The 19,277-nt window shown below is 68.8% G+C and carries 17 protein-coding genes; 8 read left to right on the forward strand and 9 right to left on the reverse strand.

Annotated features, from left to right (window positions below):
* The 3 genes from VHS75_RS01440 to VHS75_RS01450 all read right to left on the reverse strand — a co-directional run.
* On the reverse strand, window positions 1-200 hold a 200-nt coding region (locus tag VHS75_RS01440), incomplete at its 3' end, for a VOC family protein (protein ID WP_414694238.1).
* A gap of 103 nt (window positions 201-303) precedes the next feature.
* On the reverse strand, window positions 304-1,035 hold the full coding sequence (gene pdeM / locus VHS75_RS01445; RefSeq protein WP_329636822.1) for a ligase-associated DNA damage response endonuclease PdeM: 732 nt from the start codon (window positions 1,033-1,035) through the stop codon (window positions 304-306).
* Window positions 1,032-3,521, reverse strand: coding sequence for a ligase-associated DNA damage response DEXH box helicase (locus tag VHS75_RS01450; protein ID WP_329636823.1), 2,490 nt, complete (start codon window positions 3,519-3,521; stop codon window positions 1,032-1,034). Before VHS75_RS01450 ends, pdeM begins: the two co-directional genes overlap by 4 nt.
* Window positions 3,522-3,704: 183 nt before the next feature.
* Between VHS75_RS01450 and VHS75_RS01455 the strand changes: the two genes are divergently transcribed.
* Together VHS75_RS01455 and VHS75_RS01460 are read left to right on the forward strand one after the other, a co-directional pair.
* The gene (locus VHS75_RS01455; protein ID WP_329636824.1) at window positions 3,705-4,478 is read left to right on the forward strand and encodes an alpha/beta hydrolase; all 774 of its coding nucleotides are present in this window, start codon (window positions 3,705-3,707) and stop codon (window positions 4,476-4,478) included.
* A 120-nt stretch (window positions 4,479-4,598) separates the two neighbouring features.
* Complete coding sequence (locus VHS75_RS01460) at window positions 4,599-5,750, forward strand: saccharopine dehydrogenase family protein (protein WP_329636825.1); 1,152 nt, start codon at window positions 4,599-4,601, stop codon at window positions 5,748-5,750.
* Window positions 5,751-5,753: 3 nt separating this feature from the next.
* Here the strand turns inward: VHS75_RS01460 and VHS75_RS01465 are convergent, their stop codons facing one another.
* Window positions 5,754-6,089: a hypothetical protein gene (locus VHS75_RS01465; RefSeq protein WP_329636826.1), complete on the reverse strand. Its 336-nt coding sequence runs from the start codon at window positions 6,087-6,089 to the stop codon at window positions 5,754-5,756.
* A 161-nt stretch (window positions 6,090-6,250) separates the two neighbouring features.
* Between VHS75_RS01465 and VHS75_RS01470 the strand changes: the two genes are divergently transcribed.
* On the forward strand, window positions 6,251-7,009 hold the full coding sequence (locus tag VHS75_RS01470) for a PIG-L family deacetylase (protein ID WP_329636827.1): 759 nt from the start codon (window positions 6,251-6,253) through the stop codon (window positions 7,007-7,009).
* Between the two features lie 275 nt (window positions 7,010-7,284).
* The gene (locus VHS75_RS01475; protein ID WP_329636828.1) at window positions 7,285-7,770 is read left to right on the forward strand and encodes a DUF4402 domain-containing protein; all 486 of its coding nucleotides are present in this window, start codon (window positions 7,285-7,287) and stop codon (window positions 7,768-7,770) included.
* 178 nt (window positions 7,771-7,948) lie between these two features.
* Here the strand turns inward: VHS75_RS01475 and VHS75_RS01480 are convergent, their stop codons facing one another.
* Together VHS75_RS01480 and VHS75_RS01485 are read right to left on the reverse strand one after the other, a co-directional pair.
* Window positions 7,949-9,778 carry a PBP1A family penicillin-binding protein gene (locus tag VHS75_RS01480; protein WP_329636829.1) on the reverse strand — a complete coding sequence of 610 codons (1,830 nt, stop codon included), beginning with the start codon at window positions 9,776-9,778 and terminating at the stop codon, window positions 7,949-7,951.
* 719 nt (window positions 9,779-10,497) lie between these two features.
* The gene (locus VHS75_RS01485; RefSeq protein ID WP_329636830.1) at window positions 10,498-10,980 is read right to left on the reverse strand and encodes an OmpA family protein; all 483 of its coding nucleotides are present in this window, start codon (window positions 10,978-10,980) and stop codon (window positions 10,498-10,500) included.
* A 125-nt stretch (window positions 10,981-11,105) separates the two neighbouring features.
* Here VHS75_RS01485 and VHS75_RS01490 point away from each other — a divergent pair, with 125 nt between their 5' ends.
* Both VHS75_RS01490 and VHS75_RS01495 read left to right on the forward strand, forming a co-directional pair.
* The gene (locus tag VHS75_RS01490; RefSeq protein ID WP_329636831.1) at window positions 11,106-12,941 is read left to right on the forward strand and encodes an NF038122 family metalloprotease; all 1,836 of its coding nucleotides are present in this window, start codon (window positions 11,106-11,108) and stop codon (window positions 12,939-12,941) included.
* Between the two features lie 58 nt (window positions 12,942-12,999).
* Window positions 13,000-14,193: a cytochrome P450 gene (locus VHS75_RS01495; protein WP_329636832.1), complete on the forward strand. Its 1,194-nt coding sequence runs from the start codon at window positions 13,000-13,002 to the stop codon at window positions 14,191-14,193.
* A gap of 7 nt (window positions 14,194-14,200) precedes the next feature.
* Here VHS75_RS01495 and VHS75_RS01500 read toward each other — a convergent pair whose 3' ends face one another.
* Window positions 14,201-15,718 carry a M20/M25/M40 family metallo-hydrolase gene (locus tag VHS75_RS01500; RefSeq protein WP_329636833.1) on the reverse strand — a complete coding sequence of 506 codons (1,518 nt, stop codon included), beginning with the start codon at window positions 15,716-15,718 and terminating at the stop codon, window positions 14,201-14,203.
* Window positions 15,719-16,116: 398 nt separating this feature from the next.
* Here VHS75_RS01500 and VHS75_RS01505 point away from each other — a divergent pair, with 398 nt between their 5' ends.
* Both VHS75_RS01505 and VHS75_RS01510 read left to right on the forward strand, forming a co-directional pair.
* Window positions 16,117-16,749 carry a Crp/Fnr family transcriptional regulator gene (locus VHS75_RS01505; protein ID WP_329636834.1) on the forward strand — a complete coding sequence of 211 codons (633 nt, stop codon included), beginning with the start codon at window positions 16,117-16,119 and terminating at the stop codon, window positions 16,747-16,749.
* A gap of 113 nt (window positions 16,750-16,862) precedes the next feature.
* Window positions 16,863-17,426, forward strand: coding sequence for a Pycsar system effector family protein (locus VHS75_RS01510; RefSeq protein WP_329636835.1), 564 nt, complete (start codon window positions 16,863-16,865; stop codon window positions 17,424-17,426).
* On the opposite strand, the gene VHS75_RS01515 is transcribed toward VHS75_RS01510, so the two are convergent.
* On the reverse strand, window positions 17,423-18,364 hold the full coding sequence (locus VHS75_RS01515) for a fatty acid desaturase (protein WP_329636836.1): 942 nt from the start codon (window positions 18,362-18,364) through the stop codon (window positions 17,423-17,425). The two genes, VHS75_RS01510 and VHS75_RS01515, sit on opposite strands and share 4 nt — an antisense overlap.
* Window positions 18,361-19,275 carry a fatty acid desaturase gene (locus VHS75_RS01520; protein ID WP_329636837.1) on the reverse strand — a complete coding sequence of 305 codons (915 nt, stop codon included), beginning with the start codon at window positions 19,273-19,275 and terminating at the stop codon, window positions 18,361-18,363. The genes VHS75_RS01515 and VHS75_RS01520 overlap by 4 nt, the downstream gene beginning before the upstream one ends.
* Window positions 19,276-19,277 lie beyond the last annotated feature (2 nt).

Genomic DNA, 19,277 nt, shown 5'->3' on the forward strand with positions numbered 1-19,277 from the left:
TGCCCGGGCGCATCGTACTTCAGCGTCGCGCCGCCCCAGGGTTCGAGCGGGATGCCGAGCACGTCGCGATACCAGCGGGCCAAGGCCTTGGGGTCTTTGCTCTTAAGGAAAATTCCCCCGACACCCGTGATGCGGCCGACCATCTGCGCGTGGATCGTCGTGGAAAGGCTGAGGCCCAGGGCGAGCGCCAGCCAAGCCATTCTTTTGTCGTGAGCCACCTTCCCTCGTCGCCTCCGATTCAGGTCATGGCTCAAGCTATCGCTGGGCGCACAGCACGTCCAACGCCTGTAGGTCGCCCATGAGCTAGTCAGGCCCCAGCGACCGCCATCCCACCGCATGCACGCGATCGCGACCGAGCGCGCCGGCCAGCGGCGGCCTCGCGAAGAGCCCGGCGAAGGCGGCGTCGCGCACGTTCAACCCGCCGGCGAAGGCGCCGAAGGCCGGCAGGATCAGGCGCTCGCCGTCGGTGATGAAGCAGCGGCGGCGCACGCTGCCGCGGGTGGCCCTGACCCGTGCGGCCGGGTGCAGGTGGCCGGCGACCTCGCCCGGCTGCAGGCCGGCCTGCGGCTCGTGGCGCAGGATCAGGCCGCAGAGATTCAGTTCGTCAGCGATCTCGCCCGGCAGGGCGCGCGGTCCGTCGGCGTCGTGGTTGCCGACCACCCAGACCAGGGTCCGGCCGTGGGCCAGCTCGCGCAGTCGCTCGGCGTCGTCGGCGGCCAGCCGGTCCTCGGACCTTCGGTCATGGAAGGTGTCGCCCAGCAGGATCACCGTGGCCGGCGTCAGAGCCTCGACCTCCGCCGCCAGCCTGCGCAGGGTCTCGCGGGTGTCGTAGGGCGGCAGCATCTGGCCGCGCGCGGCGTAGGAACTTCCCTTTTCCAGGTGCAGGTCGGCCACCACCAGCGCCCGCGCCTCGGCCAGCCACAGGGCGCCCGACGCCCGCAGCATGGCCTGGGCCGCGCCGATCGTCACCCGCAGTGATCCGCATTCCGCGACCGCGTAGTCGTAAGCGAAGGCTCGCTCAGCGACCGCGTTCATTGCAGAGCCTCGGCGATCAGGTCTTCCTCGGCTTCCCGCAGGATCATGGTCTCGCCGGTGTGGCCGGGACTGCGCTCCTTGCCGATCTCCAGCAGGATCGGCACCGAGAACGGCGACAGGTGTTCCAGCGGCGAATGGCGGATGCGCCCCTTTATGCGCGCCAGCATCTGCCCCAGCCGCGCCACGTCCACGAGACCCGTCGCCGCATCGTCGCGCGCGCAGCGCAGCAGCAGGTGGTCCGGCTGGTGGCGGCGCAGGGTGTCGTAGATCAGGTCGGTGGAGAAGGTGATCTGACGCCCCGATTTCTGCTGATCGCCCGGGAAGCGCCGCTCGATCAGGCCCGAGATGATCGCGCAGCCCTTGAAGGCGCGCTTCATCATGAAGCTTTCGGCGAGCCAGGCTTCCAGGTCGTCGCCCAGCATGTCCTCGTCGAACAGTTCGGCGAAGTCCACCGCCTCCAGCGGCTTGATGGCCCAGACCGCCAGCGCATAGTCGTTGCAGACGAAACCCAGCGGCCCGCGCCCCATCCGCTCCAGCCGGCGCGTCAGCAACATGGCCAGGGTGGTGTGCGCCAGGCGGCCCTCGAACGGGTAGCAGACCATGAACTGGCGGTGGCCGCGGGCGAAGGTCTCCAGCAGCAGCTCGTCTTCTTCGGGGATCAACGAACGGTCCCGCTGCGCCTCCAGCCATTCGCGCACGTCATTGGGCAGGACGGCCCAGTGCGCTTGGTCGTACATGAGCTGGCGCACCCGCTTGGCCAGGTAGGTGGAGAGCGCGAATTTCGAGCCGCCCCACGACGGCATCTTGGGGTCGGCGCCGGGCGCGGCCTGCACCAGGACATCGAGGTTGGTCACCGCCACCAGCCGCCAGACTTGCCCTGCGAAGACGAAGGTCTCGCCGGGCTCCAGCATCTCGACCATGCCTTCCTCGATCTCGCCGATCTTGCGCCCGCCGCGGCCGCCCCGCATGGCGATGCGCACCGCCAGCATGGCGGGACTGACGATGGCCCCGACGTTCAGCCGGTGGCGCTGGGCGGTCTCCAGATTGCGCACCCGCCATAGCCCGTCCGGGCCCTTCACGATCCGGCGGAAGCGGTCGTAGGTCTTCAGCGCATAGCCGCCCGTGGAGACGAAATCGACGACCTGCTCGAAGTCTTCCCAGGGCAGGCCGCGGTAGGGGCCTGAGGAGGTGACCTCGTCGTAAAGCTGCAGCAGGTCGAAGGGCTCGGAGCAGGCGCAGCCCATGACGTGCTGGGCCAGGACGTCAAGCGCGCCGACCCGCGGTGGATCGCCGTCCAGCTTGTTCTCAGCGATGGCCTCGCGGGCGGCCTGGCACTCCAGCATCTCGAACCTGTTGGCCGGGACGAACAGCGCCCGGGACGGCTCGTCCAGCCGGTGGTTGGCGCGGCCGATCCGCTGCACCATCCGCGAGGCGCCCTTCGGCGAGGCGAGCTGGATCACCAGGTCCACGTCGCCCCAGTCGATGCCGAGGTCCAGCGTCGACGTGCAGACCACCGCGCGCAGTTCGCCCCGCGCCATCGCCGCCTCGACCTTGCGCCGCTGCTCGGAGGCCAGGCTGCCGTGGTGCAGGGCGATCGGCAGCGCCTCCTCGTTCAGCCGCCACAGCTCCTGGAAGGCGAACTCGGCCTGGAAGCGGGTGTTGACGAAGACCAGCGCCGTCCTGGACTTGGTGATGACGTCATAGACCTCCTGCATGGCGTGCTGGGCTGTGTGGCCGGCCCACGGCACCTTGCCCTCGGAGAGCAGCACCTCGACGATCGGCTCGGCGCCGGCGGGGCCCCGCACCAGGTCGACGCTGTCGTTGCCGCCCCCATTCTTTTCTTTGGGCGCATGGTTGGCCATCCAGGCCTTGATCACCTCCGGATCGTCGACGGTGGCCGACAGGCCCACCCGGCGCATCCGGGGCGCGAACTGGGCGATGCGGGCGAGGTCCAGCGCCAGCAAGTCGCCGCGCTTGGAGGCGTGCAGGGTGTGGATCTCGTCGAGGATCACGCACTCCAGGTTCTCGAAATAGAGCCGCGCGCCCTCCCAGGCGCAGAGCAGGGCGAGCTGCTCGGGCGTGGTCAGCAGGATCTCCGGCGGCTTCACCCGCTGGCGCTGGCGCCGCGAAAGGCCGGTGTCGCCGGTGCGGCTCTCGGCGGTGACCGGGAGACCCATCTGGGCGATCGGCGCGCCCAGGTTCCGCTCCACGTCCACCGCCAGCGCCTTCAGGGGCGAGATGTAGAGCGTGTGCAGGCTGGCCGGTCCGTTGGGCGGCGGCCGACCCGCCAGGTCGATCAGGCTGGGCAGGAAGCCCGCCAGCGTCTTGCCGCCGCCAGTGGGCGCGATCAGCAGGGCGTCGCGGCCGGCCTGCGCGCGCTCGATCATCGCCAGCTGGTGCGCGCGCGGGCTCCAGCCCCGGCTGGCGAACCAGTCGGCGAACCGCGGCGGCAGGAGATCGGCGGGCGCGCCCGCGCTGTCGGCCATCCTCGCCCTATAGCATGTTCCCGTTACGTTTCACGCGAGAACGCGGGACCGCGCCAGACGCGGAGCCGCCGTCGCTTCCGAAAGGCCGCTCAATTATACAATCGGGCGTTTGATCGCGTGGACGCGGCCGTTCCGTTCCCTTGGACCTATCCCCTTCAACCCACGATCAAAGGAAGAGGCGCCATGATGATCGATAGACGCATTTTTTCGACCGCCTTGCTGGCCGGCGCAGCGGCCTCGCTGACCTCCACCCGCAGCCTGGCCGCAAACGCCACGCCGCCGAAGGCCCGCAACGTGGTCCTTGTGCACGGGCTGTTCGCCGACGGATCGTGCTGGTCCGAGGTGATCGCTCGTCTGCAGGCGGCGGGACTCAACGCCACCTCCGTGCAGAACCCTCTGACCACGCTGTCTGACGCGGTGGCCGCGGCCGAGCGCGTGCTGGCCCGGCAGGACGGCCCGACGGTCCTGGTCGGGCATTCCTTTTCCGGGATGATCGTCACCGAGGCCGGCGTGCATCCCAAGGTCTCGGCGCTGGTCTATGTGGCGGCGCGGGCGCCGGACGCGGGCGAGGACTACACGGCTTTGGCCAAGGGCTATCCCACGCCGCCGGCCACCGCCGGCATCGTGTTCGATGGCGATGAGGGGCGCCTCAGCGAGGCCGCGTTCCTGCGGGATTTCGCGGGCGACCTGCCGCAAGCCAAGGCGAAGGTGCTCTACGCGGTCCAGGAGCCCTTCAACCGGGCCCTCCTCACCGGCAAGACCACGCATGCGGCCTGGCGATCGAAGCCGAGCTTCTACGCGGTCTCGATGGAAGATCGGACGATCAATCCGGATCTCGAAAGGTTCATGGCCAAGCGCATGGGCGCCAGGACCATCGAGGTGAAGGCCAGCCATCTGTCGATGATCTCGCACCCGGCGGAGATCACGCGGCTGATCCTGGAGGCGGCGGGACAGTAAACCCTGTGAACGCGCCCCAGGCCTGCGCCGCGGCGGAATTCTTCACCCGTCCTCGGCCGGGGCGATTGTATACGTCGTAAATTATAGGCAAGGTCCGCGCCTTCTCAACGGAGACCCGCCATGAACCCCAACGCCGAGTTCGACCTGATCGTCTATGGGGCCACCGGCTACACGGGCCGGCTGGTCGCCGAGTACCTGGGTCAGCGCTATGGCGTGGGCGGCGACGTGAGCTGGGCGATGGCCGGGCGCAGCCGCGCCAAGCTGGAGGCGGTGCGCGACGAGCTGGCCCTGCCGGCCGAGACGCCGCTGGTGGTCGCCGATGCCGACGATGCGGCCAGCCTCGACGCCATGGTCCGGCGCGCGAAATCCATCGTCACCACCGTCGGGCCCTATCAGCTCTATGGCGAGAAGCTGGTTGCGGCCTGCGCGGCGGCGGGGACGGACCTGCTCGACCTCTGCGGCGAGCCCAACTGGATGGCCCATGTGATTGGCGCCTACGACGCCGCGGCCAAGGCGTCCGGCGCGCGGATCGTCCACTCCTGCGGTTTCGATTCCATCCCCTTCGAACTCGGCGTGTTCTTCGCCGAGGAAACCGCCAAGGCCAAGCTCGGGACCTACGTGCCTCGCGTGAAGGGCCGCCTGCGGGGCATGCAGGGCGGGCTCTCCGGCGGCACGGCGGCCAGCGGGGCGGCGACCATGGCGGCGATCCAGAAGGACCCGTCGCTGGGGCTGCTGATGATGAACCCGTTCGCGCTGACGCCCAGGTTCGAGGGGCCGCCGCAGCCGCCCGGAAACGCCGTCGAGCACGACGACGATCTCGGCGCCGATGTCGGGCCCTTCATGATGGCGATGATCAACACCAAGAACGTCCACCGCTCCAACGCCCTGCTGGGCCACCGCTGGGGGACGGACTTCAAATACGACGAGATGTCGATCGTGGTCCCCGGCGCGCCCACCGAATTCACCGGCATGGGGCCCGATGCGCCGAAGCCGGGCGAGGGGCCCTCGAAGGCCGAGCGCGAGGCTGGTTTCTACGACATCGTCTTCATCGGCGTGGCGGGCGACGGGCGGAAGGTGAAGGTCTCGGTCAAGGGCGACCGCGATCCCGGCTACGGCTCGACGTCGAAGATGCTGGCCGAGGCGGCCATCTGCCTGGTCCGCGACGTAAAGAACGCGCCCGGCGGCGTCTGGACGCCGGGCGCGCTGATGGGATCGAAGCTGGTGGACCGGCTGTCCGAAAACGCCGGTCTCACCTTTGCGGTCGAGGCTTAAGCCTTAGCAGGCGTAGGCTTCACGGACCGGGACGCGGCGACCGATATAGGGGTCCCAGGTCCAGCGGGTCGTGTAGCAGGTCCCGTAGTAGCCGGGGCCGTAGTAGGCCGGGCCGTAGTACGGGCCGTCATAGTAGCCGCGGTAATAGTGCGGGTGGTCGGACGCGAGCGCCGCGCCGATCGCGAGGCCCGCGATGCCGGCCGCGACGGCCGCGCCGCCGTTGCCGCGGTGGCCGTAGTGACCGCCGTAGTAGGGACGGGCGTCAGCGGCGGTGGCCGTAGCGCTCACCGCGCCGCCCAGAGTAATCGCCGCGATTGCGGCCGTCAGAAACTTGTTCATCTTGGCCTCCTTGTGAGGGCTAAACGGCTGAAACGCCGAAGTGTTCATTTGAGTAAGCCTATGAATTTTAAACTGAACGCTGGCTGAACGGGCCCGTTAGGAAGCCGTGGGCTCCCCGCGCGCCGGTGGCGTCCGCCGCGCCCCTGGCCTAGCTTGCCGCCATGGCGACCATCCTGGCGATCCACGCCCATCCCGACGACATCGAGCACCTGGCGGCGGGGACGCTGGCGATCCTGGCCGCCAAGGGGCACAGGGTCCGCATCGCCACCCTGACCGCCGGGGAGTGCGGCTCCGCCGAGACCGACCTTTCCGACACCGCGCGCATCCGCAAGGCCGAGGCCGCGGCGGCGGCGGCCCTGATCGGGGCGGACTACCGCTGCGCCGACCTGGCCGACCTGGGGGTGTTCAACGACGATCCGTCCCGCCGCGCGGTGACCGAGCTGATCCGCTGGGCCCAGTCCGACATCGTCCTGGCCGCGTCGCCGACCGACTATCACCCCGACCACGAGGCCGCCAGCCAGCTAACCCGCGACGCCTGCTTCGCCGCCTCCGTCCCCAACTACCGCACCGGCCCCGCCGCAGCGTTGGCGGCGATCCCGCACCTCTACTTCATGGACCCGATCGGCGGGCGTGACCGCGAGGGCTGCAGGATCGTCGCCGACTTCGGGGCCGACATCGAGGCCGGCTTCGCGATGAAACAGCGGATGCTCTCGGCCCACGTCAGCCAGATCGAATGGCTCGCCCGCCAGCACGGCGTCACCGACCCCCTGGCCTCGATGGAGGCCTGGTCGCGCCGCCGCGGCCGCGACTTCGGCCGCCCGCTGGCCGAGGGCTTCCGCCAGTATCGCCACGAGCCTTATCCGAAGACCCCGGCGCTTCAGGACCTGCTCGGCGAGGCGCTGCTCATCGCCGCGTCCTGACGGGCCACACCGGGCGGCGATCCAGCGCCTGGAACTTCGCCGCGGCCCAAATGATTGTCCGCGTCTCGATGTGGGGCATCGCGGAAACCGAAGCTTAACCACGCACGGAAAGACTCCGTTTACAATAAAGATAGGCGTTAATACCACGTAAATACCAAGTTCTGGGCCTGTATCAAAATCTAACACCTCGATATCTACTTACGGCAACTGGTTTGAAAGACTCGCCAGCTACGTTCCACGACATGAAACTGCAGAATGTAGTTCTCGCGGCCTTGATGGCCCCCGCGCTCACTCTGTCCGCCTCGGCGGCGTGCGCCGGGACGGTCTCGGCGACGGCGTCGGTCAGCGTGATCGTGCTCGCGCCGGTGACCCTGGCGGCGACGCAAGGCCTCGACTTCGGCGCGGTGACCAAGCCCGGCAACGCCGGCGCCAATACCGTCACCCTCGACGCCGCCAGCAGCAATGTCACCGTCAGCGGCGCGGGGGACGCGGCGCGCGCGGCCGGCGCGGTCAGCCCGGCCAGGTTCAGCCTGATCGGCGACCCGGGCGTCACCTATTCGACCACCCAGAGCCTGACCTTCGCTCAGCCGGGCCTGGCGCGGGTGTCGGTCTCCGCCCCGGTGGCGGGCAATGGCGCGCTCGGCGTGATCCCCGCCGGCGGCCGCCAGGAACTCCGCTTCGGCGGCGCCTTCGACCTCAGCGCCGCCACCCCCGTGCAGTCCTATACCGGCTCGCTGTCGGTGACCGTCAACTACAACTAAGTTTAGCCGCCGGCGTCCCCGCCTCCCCCATTCATGGGGGAGGGGAACCGCCCGCCGAAGAGCGGGTGGTGGAGGGGGCGAGCCAGCGCGCCGAGCTTGCGGTTCGCCCCTTCCACCATCGGCTCTTCGCTGCGCTCGGCCGACGGTCCCCCTTCCCCATGAATGGGGAAGGTAGCGATCAACCGGCCGGTGACGTCGATGCCGGCGTGGGCGTCGGGGCAACCTCGCCCGGCGCTTCGGGCGTCGCGACCGGCGTCGGGACCACCGGCAGGGGCGCGGGCGGCCCGGGCGGGATGGCCACGTTCGGCAGGTGCTTCAGCGCCACCGCCATATAGCTGCGCCAGATCTCCGAGGGCGCCGTGGCCCCGGTGATCTTCGCCATGGGCTTGGCGTCATCGCGGCCGGTCCAGACCACGGTGGTGACCCCGCCGGTGTAGCCGCAGAACCAGGCGTCCTTGTAGTCCGAGGTGGTGCCGGTCTTCCCCGCCAGGTCGTAGCCGGGGAGTCTGGCGTGGGTCCCGGTGCCGGAGACCATCACCGTGCGCATCATCTGCTGCATCTCGTCCAGCGCCGGGTTGGCCACCGCCTGGGGCGCCGGCTGCGCCTTGTGCTGGAACAGCACCTGGCCGCCGCTGGTGCGGATGCGCTCGATCCCGTAGGCGCCGATCCGATAGCCGCCGTTGGCGAAGGTGTCATAGGCCTGGGCCATCTCGATCGGCGTGACGAGCGTGGTGCCCAGCGCCATGGCCGGGTCGGTGTTCACCTGGCTGACGATGCCCATGCGGTGGGCGACGGCGGCCACGTTGTCGCGGCCCACCTCGTCGGCCAGCCGCGCGGCGACGGTGTTGATCGAATGCGCCAGCGCGGTCTCCATGGTGATCGGGCCCATGAACTCCGGCTCGAAGTTCCGCGGCGACCAGCCGTTGATGGTCACCGGCTCGTCCACCACGATCAGGTCCGGCGTGCGGCCGGCCTCCATGGCGGTCATGTAGACGAAGGGCTTCCAGGCCGAGCCCGCCTGGCGGTGGGCGTCCACGGCGCGGTTGAAGGGCGCCTTGTAGTAGTCGTCGCCGCCGACCAGCACCCGCACCCGGCCCGAACCGTCCAGCGAGATCACCGCGGCCTGCTTGACGCCCTGCTTGGCGAACTTCGTCGTGGTGGCCTTGATCGCCTCGCCGGCGGCGATCTCACTGGGCAGGTCCAGGGTCGTCTCCACCACCAGGTCCTGCTTGGTGGTCGGGCCGATCGCCGTGCGCGTCTGGCTGTCCAGCCAGTCGATGAAGTACTGGGCCGGCGCGGTCGGCGCGATCTTCCAGACCTTCGGCGTCTGGCCCATCGCCTTGTCGCGCTCGGCGGCGGTGATCGCGCCGGTCTCGACCATGGCGTCCAGCACGAGCGCGGTGCGCTGCGCCGACTTCTCCGGCTGGTCGGCGGGGTCGTAGTTGGTGGGCGACTTCAGCACCCCCGCCAGGGTCGCGGCCTCGCGGACGGTCAGCTTGGCCGCGGGCTTGTTGAAATAGCGCTGCGACGCCGCCTCGATCCCATAGGCGCCGGAGCCGAAATAGGCGCGGCTCAGGTAGAGGGCCAGGATTTGTTTCTTGGAATAGGTGCGCTCCAGCTGGACGGCGATGATCAGCTCGTCAGCCTTGCGCTCCAGGGTCTGGTCGGCGGTGAGGTAGAGGTTGCGCGCCAGTTGCTGGGTGATGGTCGAGGCGCCCTCGCGGGTGTGGCCCTTGGCGAGGTCGGCGACCACGGCGCGGGCCATGCCCACGGGATCGAACCCGGAGTGCTCATAGAACCGCCGGTCCTCGATGGAGACGAAGGCGGCGGGCACGTAAGGCGGCAGCCGGGCCAGGTCCACCGGCGGGGCGTACTTGCCGCCGCGCACCCCGATCACCGCGCCCGCGCGGTCGACATAGGTGATCTGCGCCTCCCGGGTGATCGGCGGCAGGTGCGACAGGTCCGGCGGGGGAAGCGCCATGGCGGCGGCGGCGAAAAGGGCGATCAAGCGTAAGGCTCCAGCACGACGGGCGGCCCCTCAGCGCGAATCCGTCTCACGCCGCCCTTTTCGCCCCAACCCTGCGCCGGTGAAAGATAATTCGCGGTAATGCGCGGCGTTAGGTAGCAAACGGGACAAGGCATCCGACCGGCCTGAATTTGCACGGTCATACCAGCCACAGGTGAGCGAGTGTCCGAGAGAACCTTCATCTACCCTGTGACCTTTCCCAGCGGAGCGGCGGCCATTGGAGCCGCTGTAGTTACGCGAGCGGAAGAACGCTAACCAGTCCTCCAGTCAACGCTAACCAGTCCTCCGGTCTAAGCCCGTCTCAGTAAGCCTCCGCTGTGTGGAGCTTCGAAAATATCACTCAAAACTTGACTCCCTCGAAAACCCGTGTTCCTATTTTGTTCATGCTCGAGCCGGCGGAACAGGCGGAAACCAAGCGGGCGAAGTGCGCGCGCATCCTGGGGGAGCTCTCGGAGCTCGGCCTGACCCTGGCGCGCGACCTGCACGCCCGGGCGCTCGCCGCCGAGACCGTCGCGGACGCCCAATCTGAGCTTACCCAAACTCCGCTCATCCCCGCGAAAGCGGGGACCCAGGCTTTTTTCGTTACCGGGGATCGTGCGGCGAAGGCCGTGCGCTCTCGAGCTCAGAAACACAAAACACCTGGGTCCCCGCTTTCGCGGGGATGAGCGGGTGTGTGGCGATTTCCGCGGGCTGCGCGCCTGCTACCAGCCGCGGCCCGTCGCGTTGATCAGCAGGTGCGGGGCGGTCACCGGGTCGGGGGCGCCGCGGGACAGGATGCGCAGGGTCCCGCCGGTCGCGCCCAGTTCGCGCAGCTTGTCGGCGACCGACTTGGCGCGGCCGTTGGCCAGGGCGTCCATGTGGGCGTCGTCGCCGTGATTGTCGCCGTCCGGTCGGATCACCGTCTCGACGCTGTGGTTGCAGACGAGCCAGCGGGCGGCGACGGCCAGGCGCTGTCCGCCCTGCGGGCTGATCTCCGTGTCCCCGAAGGCGAAGGCGGCGTCGACCGGCGAGATCTGGTCCAGCCCGCCGGGCATGCAGGCCGGGGCCTTGGCCTGGGCGGCGGTCCGGGCCTCGATGATGGCGGGACTGGCCGGCGGCTGGATGTGCGGCGTCAGGCAGGCCGAAAGGCCGCCGGCGCAGAGGACGGCCACGGCGAGGCCGGAGAAAAGGGCGCGGTGCTGCATGGCCCGCCAGCTACCACCGGACCGGCGAGGCGCCTAGTCGCCGGCATTCGCGCTTTCCGCTGGAACTCGGCGTTGACAACCGACGGTTGCTTGGCCCCAATGCTTCGACGCCGGGGGGCCGCAGTATGCCGTTGAGTGGTGAGACCATAGCCCTGGCGGGCAGCGGCATTGTCTTCAACAACACCTATGACGCGGGCGTGACCGATCAGGTCCGCGCCTCGATCGTCACCGCCGAGAATTATCTCCAGGCCCATTTCACCGACAACGTCACACTGAACCTGCAGTTCGACTTCGATCCCTCGACGTCGTCCAACGCGGCGACAAACCTCTTCGGCGTCCATTTCTTCACCTACGACCAAGTGGTCGCCGCGATGACGGCGCACGCCACCACGGCCGACGACCGCCTGGCGGTGGCGAGCCTGCCGACGACCGATCCGTCCAACGGCGTGGGCTTCGAGATGCCCAGCGGGGAGGCCCAGGCGCTGGGGCTCCTGCCGCCGTCCGGCATCGTCGACGACACGGTGATCATCAGCAGCAACCAGCCGTGGACCTTCGGCTCGGACCTGGTGGGCGTCGTCGAGCACGAGATCAGCGAGGGCGGGTTCGGCCGGTTCCAGTCCCTGAGTTTCGGCGCCAACGGGAAGTTCACGCCGTTCGACCTGTTCCGTTTCGACAGCACCGGCGCGCGCGACCTCACCGGCGGCTCCGACAACCTGTTTTCCTTCTTCGGGGTGGACGGCTCGCATCTGTCGGGAATCCTGCACAACTCGATCGGCGCCAGCGGCGTCAACGACGGCCAGGACCTCGGGGACTGGGACCTCACCTTCGAGGACGCGTTCGGGGCCGGCGGCGGCGGCTACGCCACCAGCATCTCGGCGGTCGACCTGCAGGTGCTCGACGTGCTCGGCTTCACGCCCAGCGGCGCGCCGCCCGGCAGCGGACCCGACGACTTCGCCAACAGCTTCACCGACACCACCCATCCTTTCGGACAACTGACCGTCGGCGCGCCGCTGACCGCGATGCTGCAGTCGATCGGCGACCACGACTGGTTCAAGGTGCAGCTCAACGCCGGGACCGACTATGTCATCAACCTCACCGGCCAGGACGGCCAGGGTGGCACGCTCGACGACCCGATCCTGACGCTGCACGACGCCACGGGCGCGCAGATCGCCCAGAACGACGACGCCGACTTCACCACGTTCGACTCGCGCCTGGTCGTCCACCCCGCGGCCAGCGGGACCTTCTATGTCGAGGCGGCCTCGCTCGGAGACGTGACCTCGGGCTCCTACACCCTCAGCGTCCAGGCCGGGGTGACGGTCTCGACTCCCGGCGACGACGTGATGGTCGCCCCGGCCGGCGGCGGCACGCTGATGGCGGGCGCCGGCAACGACACCATCACCGCCGACCCGGCCCTGACCGCCCAGACTTACCTTCGCGGCGAGGACGGCGATGACGTCATCAACGGCGGCGGCGGCTTCGACGACATCAACGGCAACATGGGCAATGACACCATCCACGGGAACGCCGGCGACGACTGGGTGGTGGGCGGCAAGGGCGACGACAGCCAGACCGGCGACGCGGGCAACGACATCGTCTGGGGCAACCTCGGCAACGACACCCTGATCGGCGGCTCCGGCAACGACCAGGTGCGCGGCGGCCAGGGCGACGACTCGCTGCAGGGCGGGTCGGGGAACGACTTCATCTCCGGCGACCGCGGCAACGATACCGAGAGCGGCGGGCCGGGCGCGGACATGTTCCACGACAGCCAGGACGCCGGCATCGACCGGGTGCTGGACTTCCACTACGCCGAGGGCGACCGCGTCCAGCTCGACCCAGGCACCACCTATACGGCCAGCCAGGTCGGCGCGGACACGGTGGTCGACATGGGCGGCGGCAACCAGATGATCCTGGTCGGCGTCACCCTCTCCAGCCTGCCGTCCGACTGGATCTTCGAGGGGTAGTACCGGTCCGGGCCGGGACGTGCTGAACTCAGCCCGTCGAACGGAAAGCCGCGGACCCATGAAGATCGACCTCCTGTCGCCGGCGAGCTTCGCCGCCGGCCAGCCGCACGATCAGTATCGCTGGCTCAGGGAGCACGCGCCGGTGCGCTGGCATGACGAGCCGAACGGGCGCGGGTTCTGGGCGGTGACGCGCCACGCCGACGTCTGGTCGGTCGACCGCGACTTCCAGGCCTTCTCGTCGGGCCCCACCATCCTGATCTCCGATCCGGCGGCCGAGCAGGCGCAGGGGTTCGGCCCCTACAAGATGATGCTGATGATGGACCCGCCTGAGCACACGGCGTTCCGCAAGCTGATCCGCGGCGAGTTCACCCTGCCGGCCGCGCGGCTGCGCGAGGACCGCATCCAGGCGTTGGCCAAACAGATCGTCGACGCCGTCATCGATAAGGGCGAGTGCGACTTCGTGGCCGAGGTGGCCGGCGAGATGCCGTCCTTCGTGATCGCCGAGCTGATGGGCCTGCCGCTCGGAGACGGTCGCGAGCTCTACAAGCTCACCGAGACGATCCACACCGCGCCGGAGGCTCTGCCTCCCGGCGCCGGCGGGGCGGCGGTGATGAAGATGTTCGAATACGCCACCGGCGTGATCGCCGAGAAGCGCGCGCGGCCTGGCGACGACCTGGCCTCCAAGCTCCTGGCCTGCGAGGTGGACGGCCGCCGCCTGGAGGACATGGAGTTCCTGCTGTTCTTCCTGCTGCTGGTCGACGCCGGCGGCGACACCACGCGCAACCTCCTGTCCGGCGGCCTGCTGGCGCTGATGGAGCATCCCGACCAGTTCGCCTGGCTCCTGGCCGATCTGCCGGGGCGGCTGCCGTCGGCGCGCGAAGAGCTGCTGCGCTGGACGAGCCCGGTGATCTACATGCGCCGCACCGCGCGCCACGACGTCAAGCTGGCCGGCCAGCCGATCCGCGAGGGCGATAAGGTGGTCATGTACTTCGGCGCCGCCAACCGCGACCCCGCGGCCTTCGCTGATCCCGAGACCCTGGACCTGGCGCGTGATCCCAACCCGCACATCGCCTTCGGCACGGGTCCGCACGGCTGCCTGGGCCAGCACATCGCCCGCATCGAGATCGACGCCATGCTGGTCGAGGTGCTGAGCCGTATGACCGGCTTCGAGCTCGCCGGTTCGCCGGAGTGGCTCCCGTCCAACTTCATCTCCGGGCCCAAGACCATGCCGCTGCGCTTCAGGGCCGCCTAGTCTGCTGCTACCAGTCCAGGTCGGCGATCAGGCCGGCGTAGACCTCGATCCCGTCCCACAGGTTGCCCAGCCGCAGGTTCTCGTTCTGGGCGTGCTGGTTGTCGTCGTAGTTGGCGATCGAGACCCCGACCATCGGCGCCTTCAACTGGTTGACGATCTCGGCCATGCCGGAGCTCGCGCCCATGAACGGCAGCTTCAGCACCGGATAGCCGACGGTGCGGGAGATCGAGGCCTCCACCGCCTTAGCGGCCGGACCGGCCATCGGCGATTCCGTGGCGACGGACGAGCCCTCGTCCCAGTTGATCCGCACGATCTTCGGATGGGCGAGGCGGGCGGCGAGGTCCGGCGTGTCGCGCACGATGAACCAGCCTTGCCGGGTGATGTAGGCCTCGGTCAGCTCGTGGACGTGGGCCGGGGTCTCGCCGGGCGCCAGGCGGAAGTCGAAGGAGGCGTCGCCCTGGGTGGCGATGGCGTTGGCGGCGCTGGGGCCGTCGTCGCCGGCGTGGATGGCGCGCACGTTCAGCGTCGGGACCATGTAGCCGTCGGCGAGCCGCGGCGGGCCGATGTTGCGGCCAAGCCCCATGGCTTTCTTCAGGTCGGTCTCGACGTCCGGCAGGGCGGCCAGCGCCGCCTTGTCCGCGGGCGAGACCGGCGCCACGTCGTCATAGATGCCGGGGATCAGGATGTGTCCGTTATCGTCGCGCAGGCTCATCACCAGCCCTGCGATCATCACCGTCGGCGAGGGAGCCCAGGAGCCGTAGTGGCCATCGTGCAGCGGCTTCAGTGGCCCATAGACCGTGGCCTTGAAGCCGGTAATGCCGCGGTTGCCGAAGTTGATCTCCTGCTTGCCCGACTGGTGCATCGGCCCGTCGCCCATGATCAGCAGATCGCCGCGCACCTTCTCCAGATGCTTGGCCACCAGGGCGCCGAAGTGCGGCGAGCCCTGCTCCTCCTCGCCTTCGTACAGGAGCTTGATGTTGACGCTGGGTTTGATCCCCGCCGCCTTCAGCGCGTCGAAGGCCGAGATGAACGCCTGGATGGTCCCCTTGTCGTCGCCGGCCGAGCGGGCGAAGAGGCGCCAGTCGGGGTTCAGCGTCGGGGCGGCCTGCCAGTCCACCGGCTTGGCCTCCGGCAGGGCGGTGCGCATCGATGGCGTGAACGGCGTCGAGATCCAGCCTTTCTGGCCGATCGGCTGGCCGTCGTAGTGGGCATAGAACACCACCGTCCGTTTGGCGCCCGGCGTCTTCAGCTCCGCCAGGATCGAGGCCGGCGTGCCGGGCTCGGAGCGCAGCAGCTCGGTGGTGAAGCCGCGCGTCTGTAGCAGGCCGGAGATGTAGGCGGCGTTGGCGTCGACATCGGCCAGGGTCGTCGCCACGTTAGGCCTCGACAGCAGGGTCACGAAGTCGGCGACGATCGCCTTCTCGTGGGCCACCCGCCACGCATGGACCGCAGCCTTCGGGGACGCCGCCTCGGCGCTCCCGGCTATCGCCATGGCCAACGCTGCGGCCGCAATCCCGCGTCTCATCATGCCCGTCTCCCCCGATACGGGACGGACGCTACTGGGAGACTTGGATCCGCGCCACTACCGGATGCGGGCCGCCGACGATCCAAGGGTTGACGTGTCGGCGCGGACACCCCTGCGCCGGCGCGCGCCGCCGAAAGGTGTGATGCTCGACATTGAATGTCGAATCACGCGTCACAATGTCGTCAAACAATAATAAGTGATCTGAGTTGAAAGTAATATTCAGGACTTAGGATGGTTTTTGTGCGAACTCTGAAAAAACGTTGTGAGATGAGGCAAATAACGCGCAAGAAGATTGATTGCGGGAGCTCGCGTCCCCGTCTGGATGGGAGCTTATGCAGTTCCGGAATTTTCTGCTGTCGGCGCTTCATTCGGACGATGAGGCCGCGCTAACACCTCACTTGAAGGAGGTCAGTCTTTCCCGGGGGCAGGTCCTTTACCAGCCCGGCGACGAGGCCGATCTGATCTACTTCCCCTCCAGCGCCTGTATTTCCGTGGTCACGATCATGGAGGACGGACGGACCTTCGAGACCGGCACCATCGGCCGCGAAAGCGCCGGCGGCCTGGTCGACGCCATGGCCGGCGCCCTCGTCGCCAATCGGGTCTTCGTCCAACTCGCCGGCGGCGCCATGACCCTATCGGCCGCTGCTTTCCGCGGCCGGCTGCGGGAGAGCGCGGGCCTGTCGCGCCTGGCCTTGCTGCACCTGCGGGCCATCCTCCGCCAGGCCGAGACCTCGGCCGCCTGCAACGTCGCTCACAACGCCGACGCGCGCCTGGCGCGCTGGCTGCTGATGACCGAGGACCGGGTGGGCGGCGCCACGTTCCCCCTGACCCAGGAATATATGTCGGTGATGACCGGCGTGCAGCGCACCACGGTCAGCATGATGGCCGCTGCCCTGAAGCGCGACGGGATCATCGACTACTCCCGCGGCAACGTCGCCATCCTCGACCAGCCGGCGCTGAAGGACCGGGCCTGCGAGTGCTACGGCGAAATGGAACGCCAGTTCCTGCAGCTCAGGGCGGCGATGGATTGACGGGCCAGGCGGCCCGAACGGCCGCGTCGGGCCATTATCCGTACACGCCGTTCGCTTGACACGCGAACCCGAGAGGGCGACCGATAGCGGCGCTTGGATCGGGGGAGACGGGCATGCCGGACGGAGAACACAGGCTGGAGGCCGCGCCCGAGGCGCCGCCGCGCAAGTTCGGCTCCGACGCGGTCCAGTTGCTGCGCAACACCCAGGCGATCCAGTACCAGCTCAGCCAGATGGCCGATCAGAAGGCCAATATGCTGCTGGCGATCACCTTCGTGGTCTTCTCGCTGGCGCTGGGCCAGACCAAGGGCGGGACGGCGCCGAGCCCACCCCTGCTGATCCTCGGCGGCTTCGCCTTCGTGGCCGCCACGCTGGCGGTGCTGGCCGTGCAGCCGGCGGTGAAGACGCCTCCGGCGGTCACCGGCCTGGGCAACCTCGTCTTCTTCGGCTCCTTCAGCCAGATGTCGGAGAAGGATTTCGTGAAGACCCTGGTCGACAGCGTCGGCAGCAACCAGGAGGTCTTCGAGATCTTCGCCCACGACATCTACCAGAACGGCCGGGTGCTGGCGGTGAAGAAGTACCGTCTGCTGGGCTACGCCTATCGGGTGATGCTCACCGGCCTGTTCGCCAGTTTCGCGGCGTTCGTCATGCCGTGGATCGCCAAGCTGATCCCGGCCTAACCTGCCGTCGGCGCGTGCCGCGCGTTCGCCACCGGCACCTTCGCCGCCTTGTTGTCCGCCCAGCCGAGGAAGTGGGCCACGCTTAGCGTACGCACCGGCGCGGCCTCGCGCAGCGCCCTGGTCTCGGCGCTCAACCCCTTCATCGCGCTCCAGTGGGTCTTCGGCTGGTAGTGGTGCTCGGCGTGGTAGCCGTTGTTGAGGAAGGCCCAGTTGTAGACCGGCTCGTAGGTCGACACGCCCGTGGCGATCGGCTGGTCGGGGTCGGCGCCGGCGTGCTCGTACCAGGCGATCAGGAACGAGAAGCAGTGGCCCAGGTAGTAGAACGGGGCCATCAGCAGGATGAACCTCCAGTTCAGCACCAGCAACACGCCGTAGACGCCGACGATCGCCCAGAACTCCTGCAGCGCCTGTTGGGCCTCCCTCGGCCGCTTGGCGCGGATCGCACGGGCTACGGTGAATGGCCCGTCGTCGCGCCAGAACTGCTTAAGGACGTAGGAGACCGGCGGCTCGACCTTGCCGTCGCCCCCGTGCTGATAGAGCGAGATCGGGTCGACCGTTGTCCCGTCGGCGCCGATCCGGTCGGAGTTGCCGGCGTGGTGGCGCATGTGGACGTACTTGTACATCGTCTGCGGCGTGCCCAGCGACAGGGTCAGGACCAGGCTGGTCAGCCGGTTCAACGGCTCCCAGGCGAAGAACGGGTTGTGGATGAAGTTGTGGCTGACGGAGTCCAGGCTCCAGCCGATCGCCAGGCTGTAGGCGACCGCCCCGCCGACCCGTTCGGGCCAGGTCAGGTGCGGCCAGGCCAGGAACAGGGCCAGCAACAGGCCCAGATGGATGTAGGCCAGGGCGGCGGGGACCGCGTCCCACGCTGAGTAGCGGAACAAGAGCGCATGCGGCTTCGGCCGGGCGCGGGCGGGCTTGGCGGGCGGCCGGCTCATGACGCCGCCTTGGGCCGCCGGGCGGTTTCGATGCGCGAGGTCTGCGGGTCCAGGAAGCCCAGGAAATGGGCGCGGCGGATGACGGTGACGCCTTCGCGGACCTGCTCGGCGGCGATCTGGCGATGGAAGGCGACCATCTTCGTCCAATGGATCTTGGGCCGGTAGTGATGCTCGGCGTGGTAGCCGTTGTAGAGGAAGACCCAGTTGTAGAGCCGGCCATAGGTTGAGACACCCCAGGCGATCGGCTTGTCCGGGTTGCCGCCCAGATGCTCGTAGTAGCCGTTGAGGTTGGAGAGGCACTGGCCGAGATAGCTGCCCACCACGACGGCGGGCGTGAAGGCCCAGCGGCCGGTGAACAGGCCGACGGCGAGCGCCGCGCCATAGACGCCGATCACCGCCCAGAACTCGAACAGCGCAGCCTGCGCCTCCTTCGGCCGCTTCTCGCCGATGCGGCGGGCGAGCTCGAAGGGGCTGTCGCCGCGGAAGAACTCCAGGAAGACGTAGCTCAGCATCGGCTCGGGCTTCCCGTCGTGGCCGTGCTGGTAGATCGACAGGGGGTCGACCGTGGCGCCGGTCGCGTCCGGCCGGTCGGCGTTGCCGGCGTGATGCTTCAGATGGACGTAGCGGTACATGGTCTGCGGCGAGAGCAGGGCGAGCGAGATCGTCAGGCTCATCAGCCTGTTTGCCCGCTCCGACCGGAAGAAGGGGTTGTGGATGAAGTTGTGGGCGATGGAGTTGAGGTTCCAGCCGACGCTGAAGGCGTAGAGCGCCAGCGCGCCCGCGCGGGCGCCCCACGAGAGGCCGGGCCAGGCGGCGTAGAGCGTCCAGACCAGGGCGAGCTGGATCACCGCCAGGGCCGCCGGGATGGCGTCCCAGGAACTGACCTTGAAGAGGGTGGTTGGGCGGGTCATCG

It is taken from the genome of Phenylobacterium sp. (genome assembly GCF_036264965.1).
In the GTDB taxonomy this organism is placed as follows: domain Bacteria; phylum Pseudomonadota; class Alphaproteobacteria; order Caulobacterales; family Caulobacteraceae; genus Phenylobacterium.

Excerpts from the sequence above, each read along its gene's own strand:
- VHS75_RS01470 (WP_329636827.1), top strand. The coding sequence starts at position 6,251 with ATGGCGACCATCCTGGCGATCCACGCCCATCCCGACGACATCGAGCAC.
- VHS75_RS01465 (WP_329636826.1), bottom strand. The coding sequence starts at position 6,089 with ATGAACAAGTTTCTGACGGCCGCAATCGCGGCGATTACTCTGGGCGGC.
- VHS75_RS01495 (WP_329636832.1), top strand. The coding sequence starts at position 13,000 with ATGAAGATCGACCTCCTGTCGCCGGCGAGCTTCGCCGCCGGCCAGCCG.
- VHS75_RS01450 (WP_329636823.1), bottom strand. The coding sequence starts at position 3,521 with ATGGCCGACAGCGCGGGCGCGCCCGCCGATCTCCTGCCGCCGCGGTTC.
- VHS75_RS01520 (WP_329636837.1), bottom strand. The coding sequence starts at position 19,275 with ATGACCCGCCCAACCACCCTCTTCAAGGTCAGTTCCTGGGACGCCATC.
- VHS75_RS01485 (WP_329636830.1), bottom strand. The coding sequence starts at position 10,980 with ATGCAGCACCGCGCCCTTTTCTCCGGCCTCGCCGTGGCCGTCCTCTGC.
- VHS75_RS01460 (WP_329636825.1), top strand. The coding sequence starts at position 4,599 with ATGAACCCCAACGCCGAGTTCGACCTGATCGTCTATGGGGCCACCGGC.
- VHS75_RS01455 (WP_329636824.1), top strand. The coding sequence starts at position 3,705 with ATGATGATCGATAGACGCATTTTTTCGACCGCCTTGCTGGCCGGCGCA.
- VHS75_RS01510 (WP_329636835.1), top strand. The coding sequence starts at position 16,863 with ATGCCGGACGGAGAACACAGGCTGGAGGCCGCGCCCGAGGCGCCGCCG.
- VHS75_RS01515 (WP_329636836.1), bottom strand. The coding sequence starts at position 18,364 with ATGAGCCGGCCGCCCGCCAAGCCCGCCCGCGCCCGGCCGAAGCCGCAT.
- VHS75_RS01500 (WP_329636833.1), bottom strand. The coding sequence starts at position 15,718 with ATGAGACGCGGGATTGCGGCCGCAGCGTTGGCCATGGCGATAGCCGGG.
- pdeM (WP_329636822.1), bottom strand. The coding sequence starts at position 1,035 with ATGAACGCGGTCGCTGAGCGAGCCTTCGCTTACGACTACGCGGTCGCG.
- VHS75_RS01475 (WP_329636828.1), top strand. The coding sequence starts at position 7,285 with ATGGCCCCCGCGCTCACTCTGTCCGCCTCGGCGGCGTGCGCCGGGACG.
- VHS75_RS01490 (WP_329636831.1), top strand. The coding sequence starts at position 11,106 with ATGCCGTTGAGTGGTGAGACCATAGCCCTGGCGGGCAGCGGCATTGTC.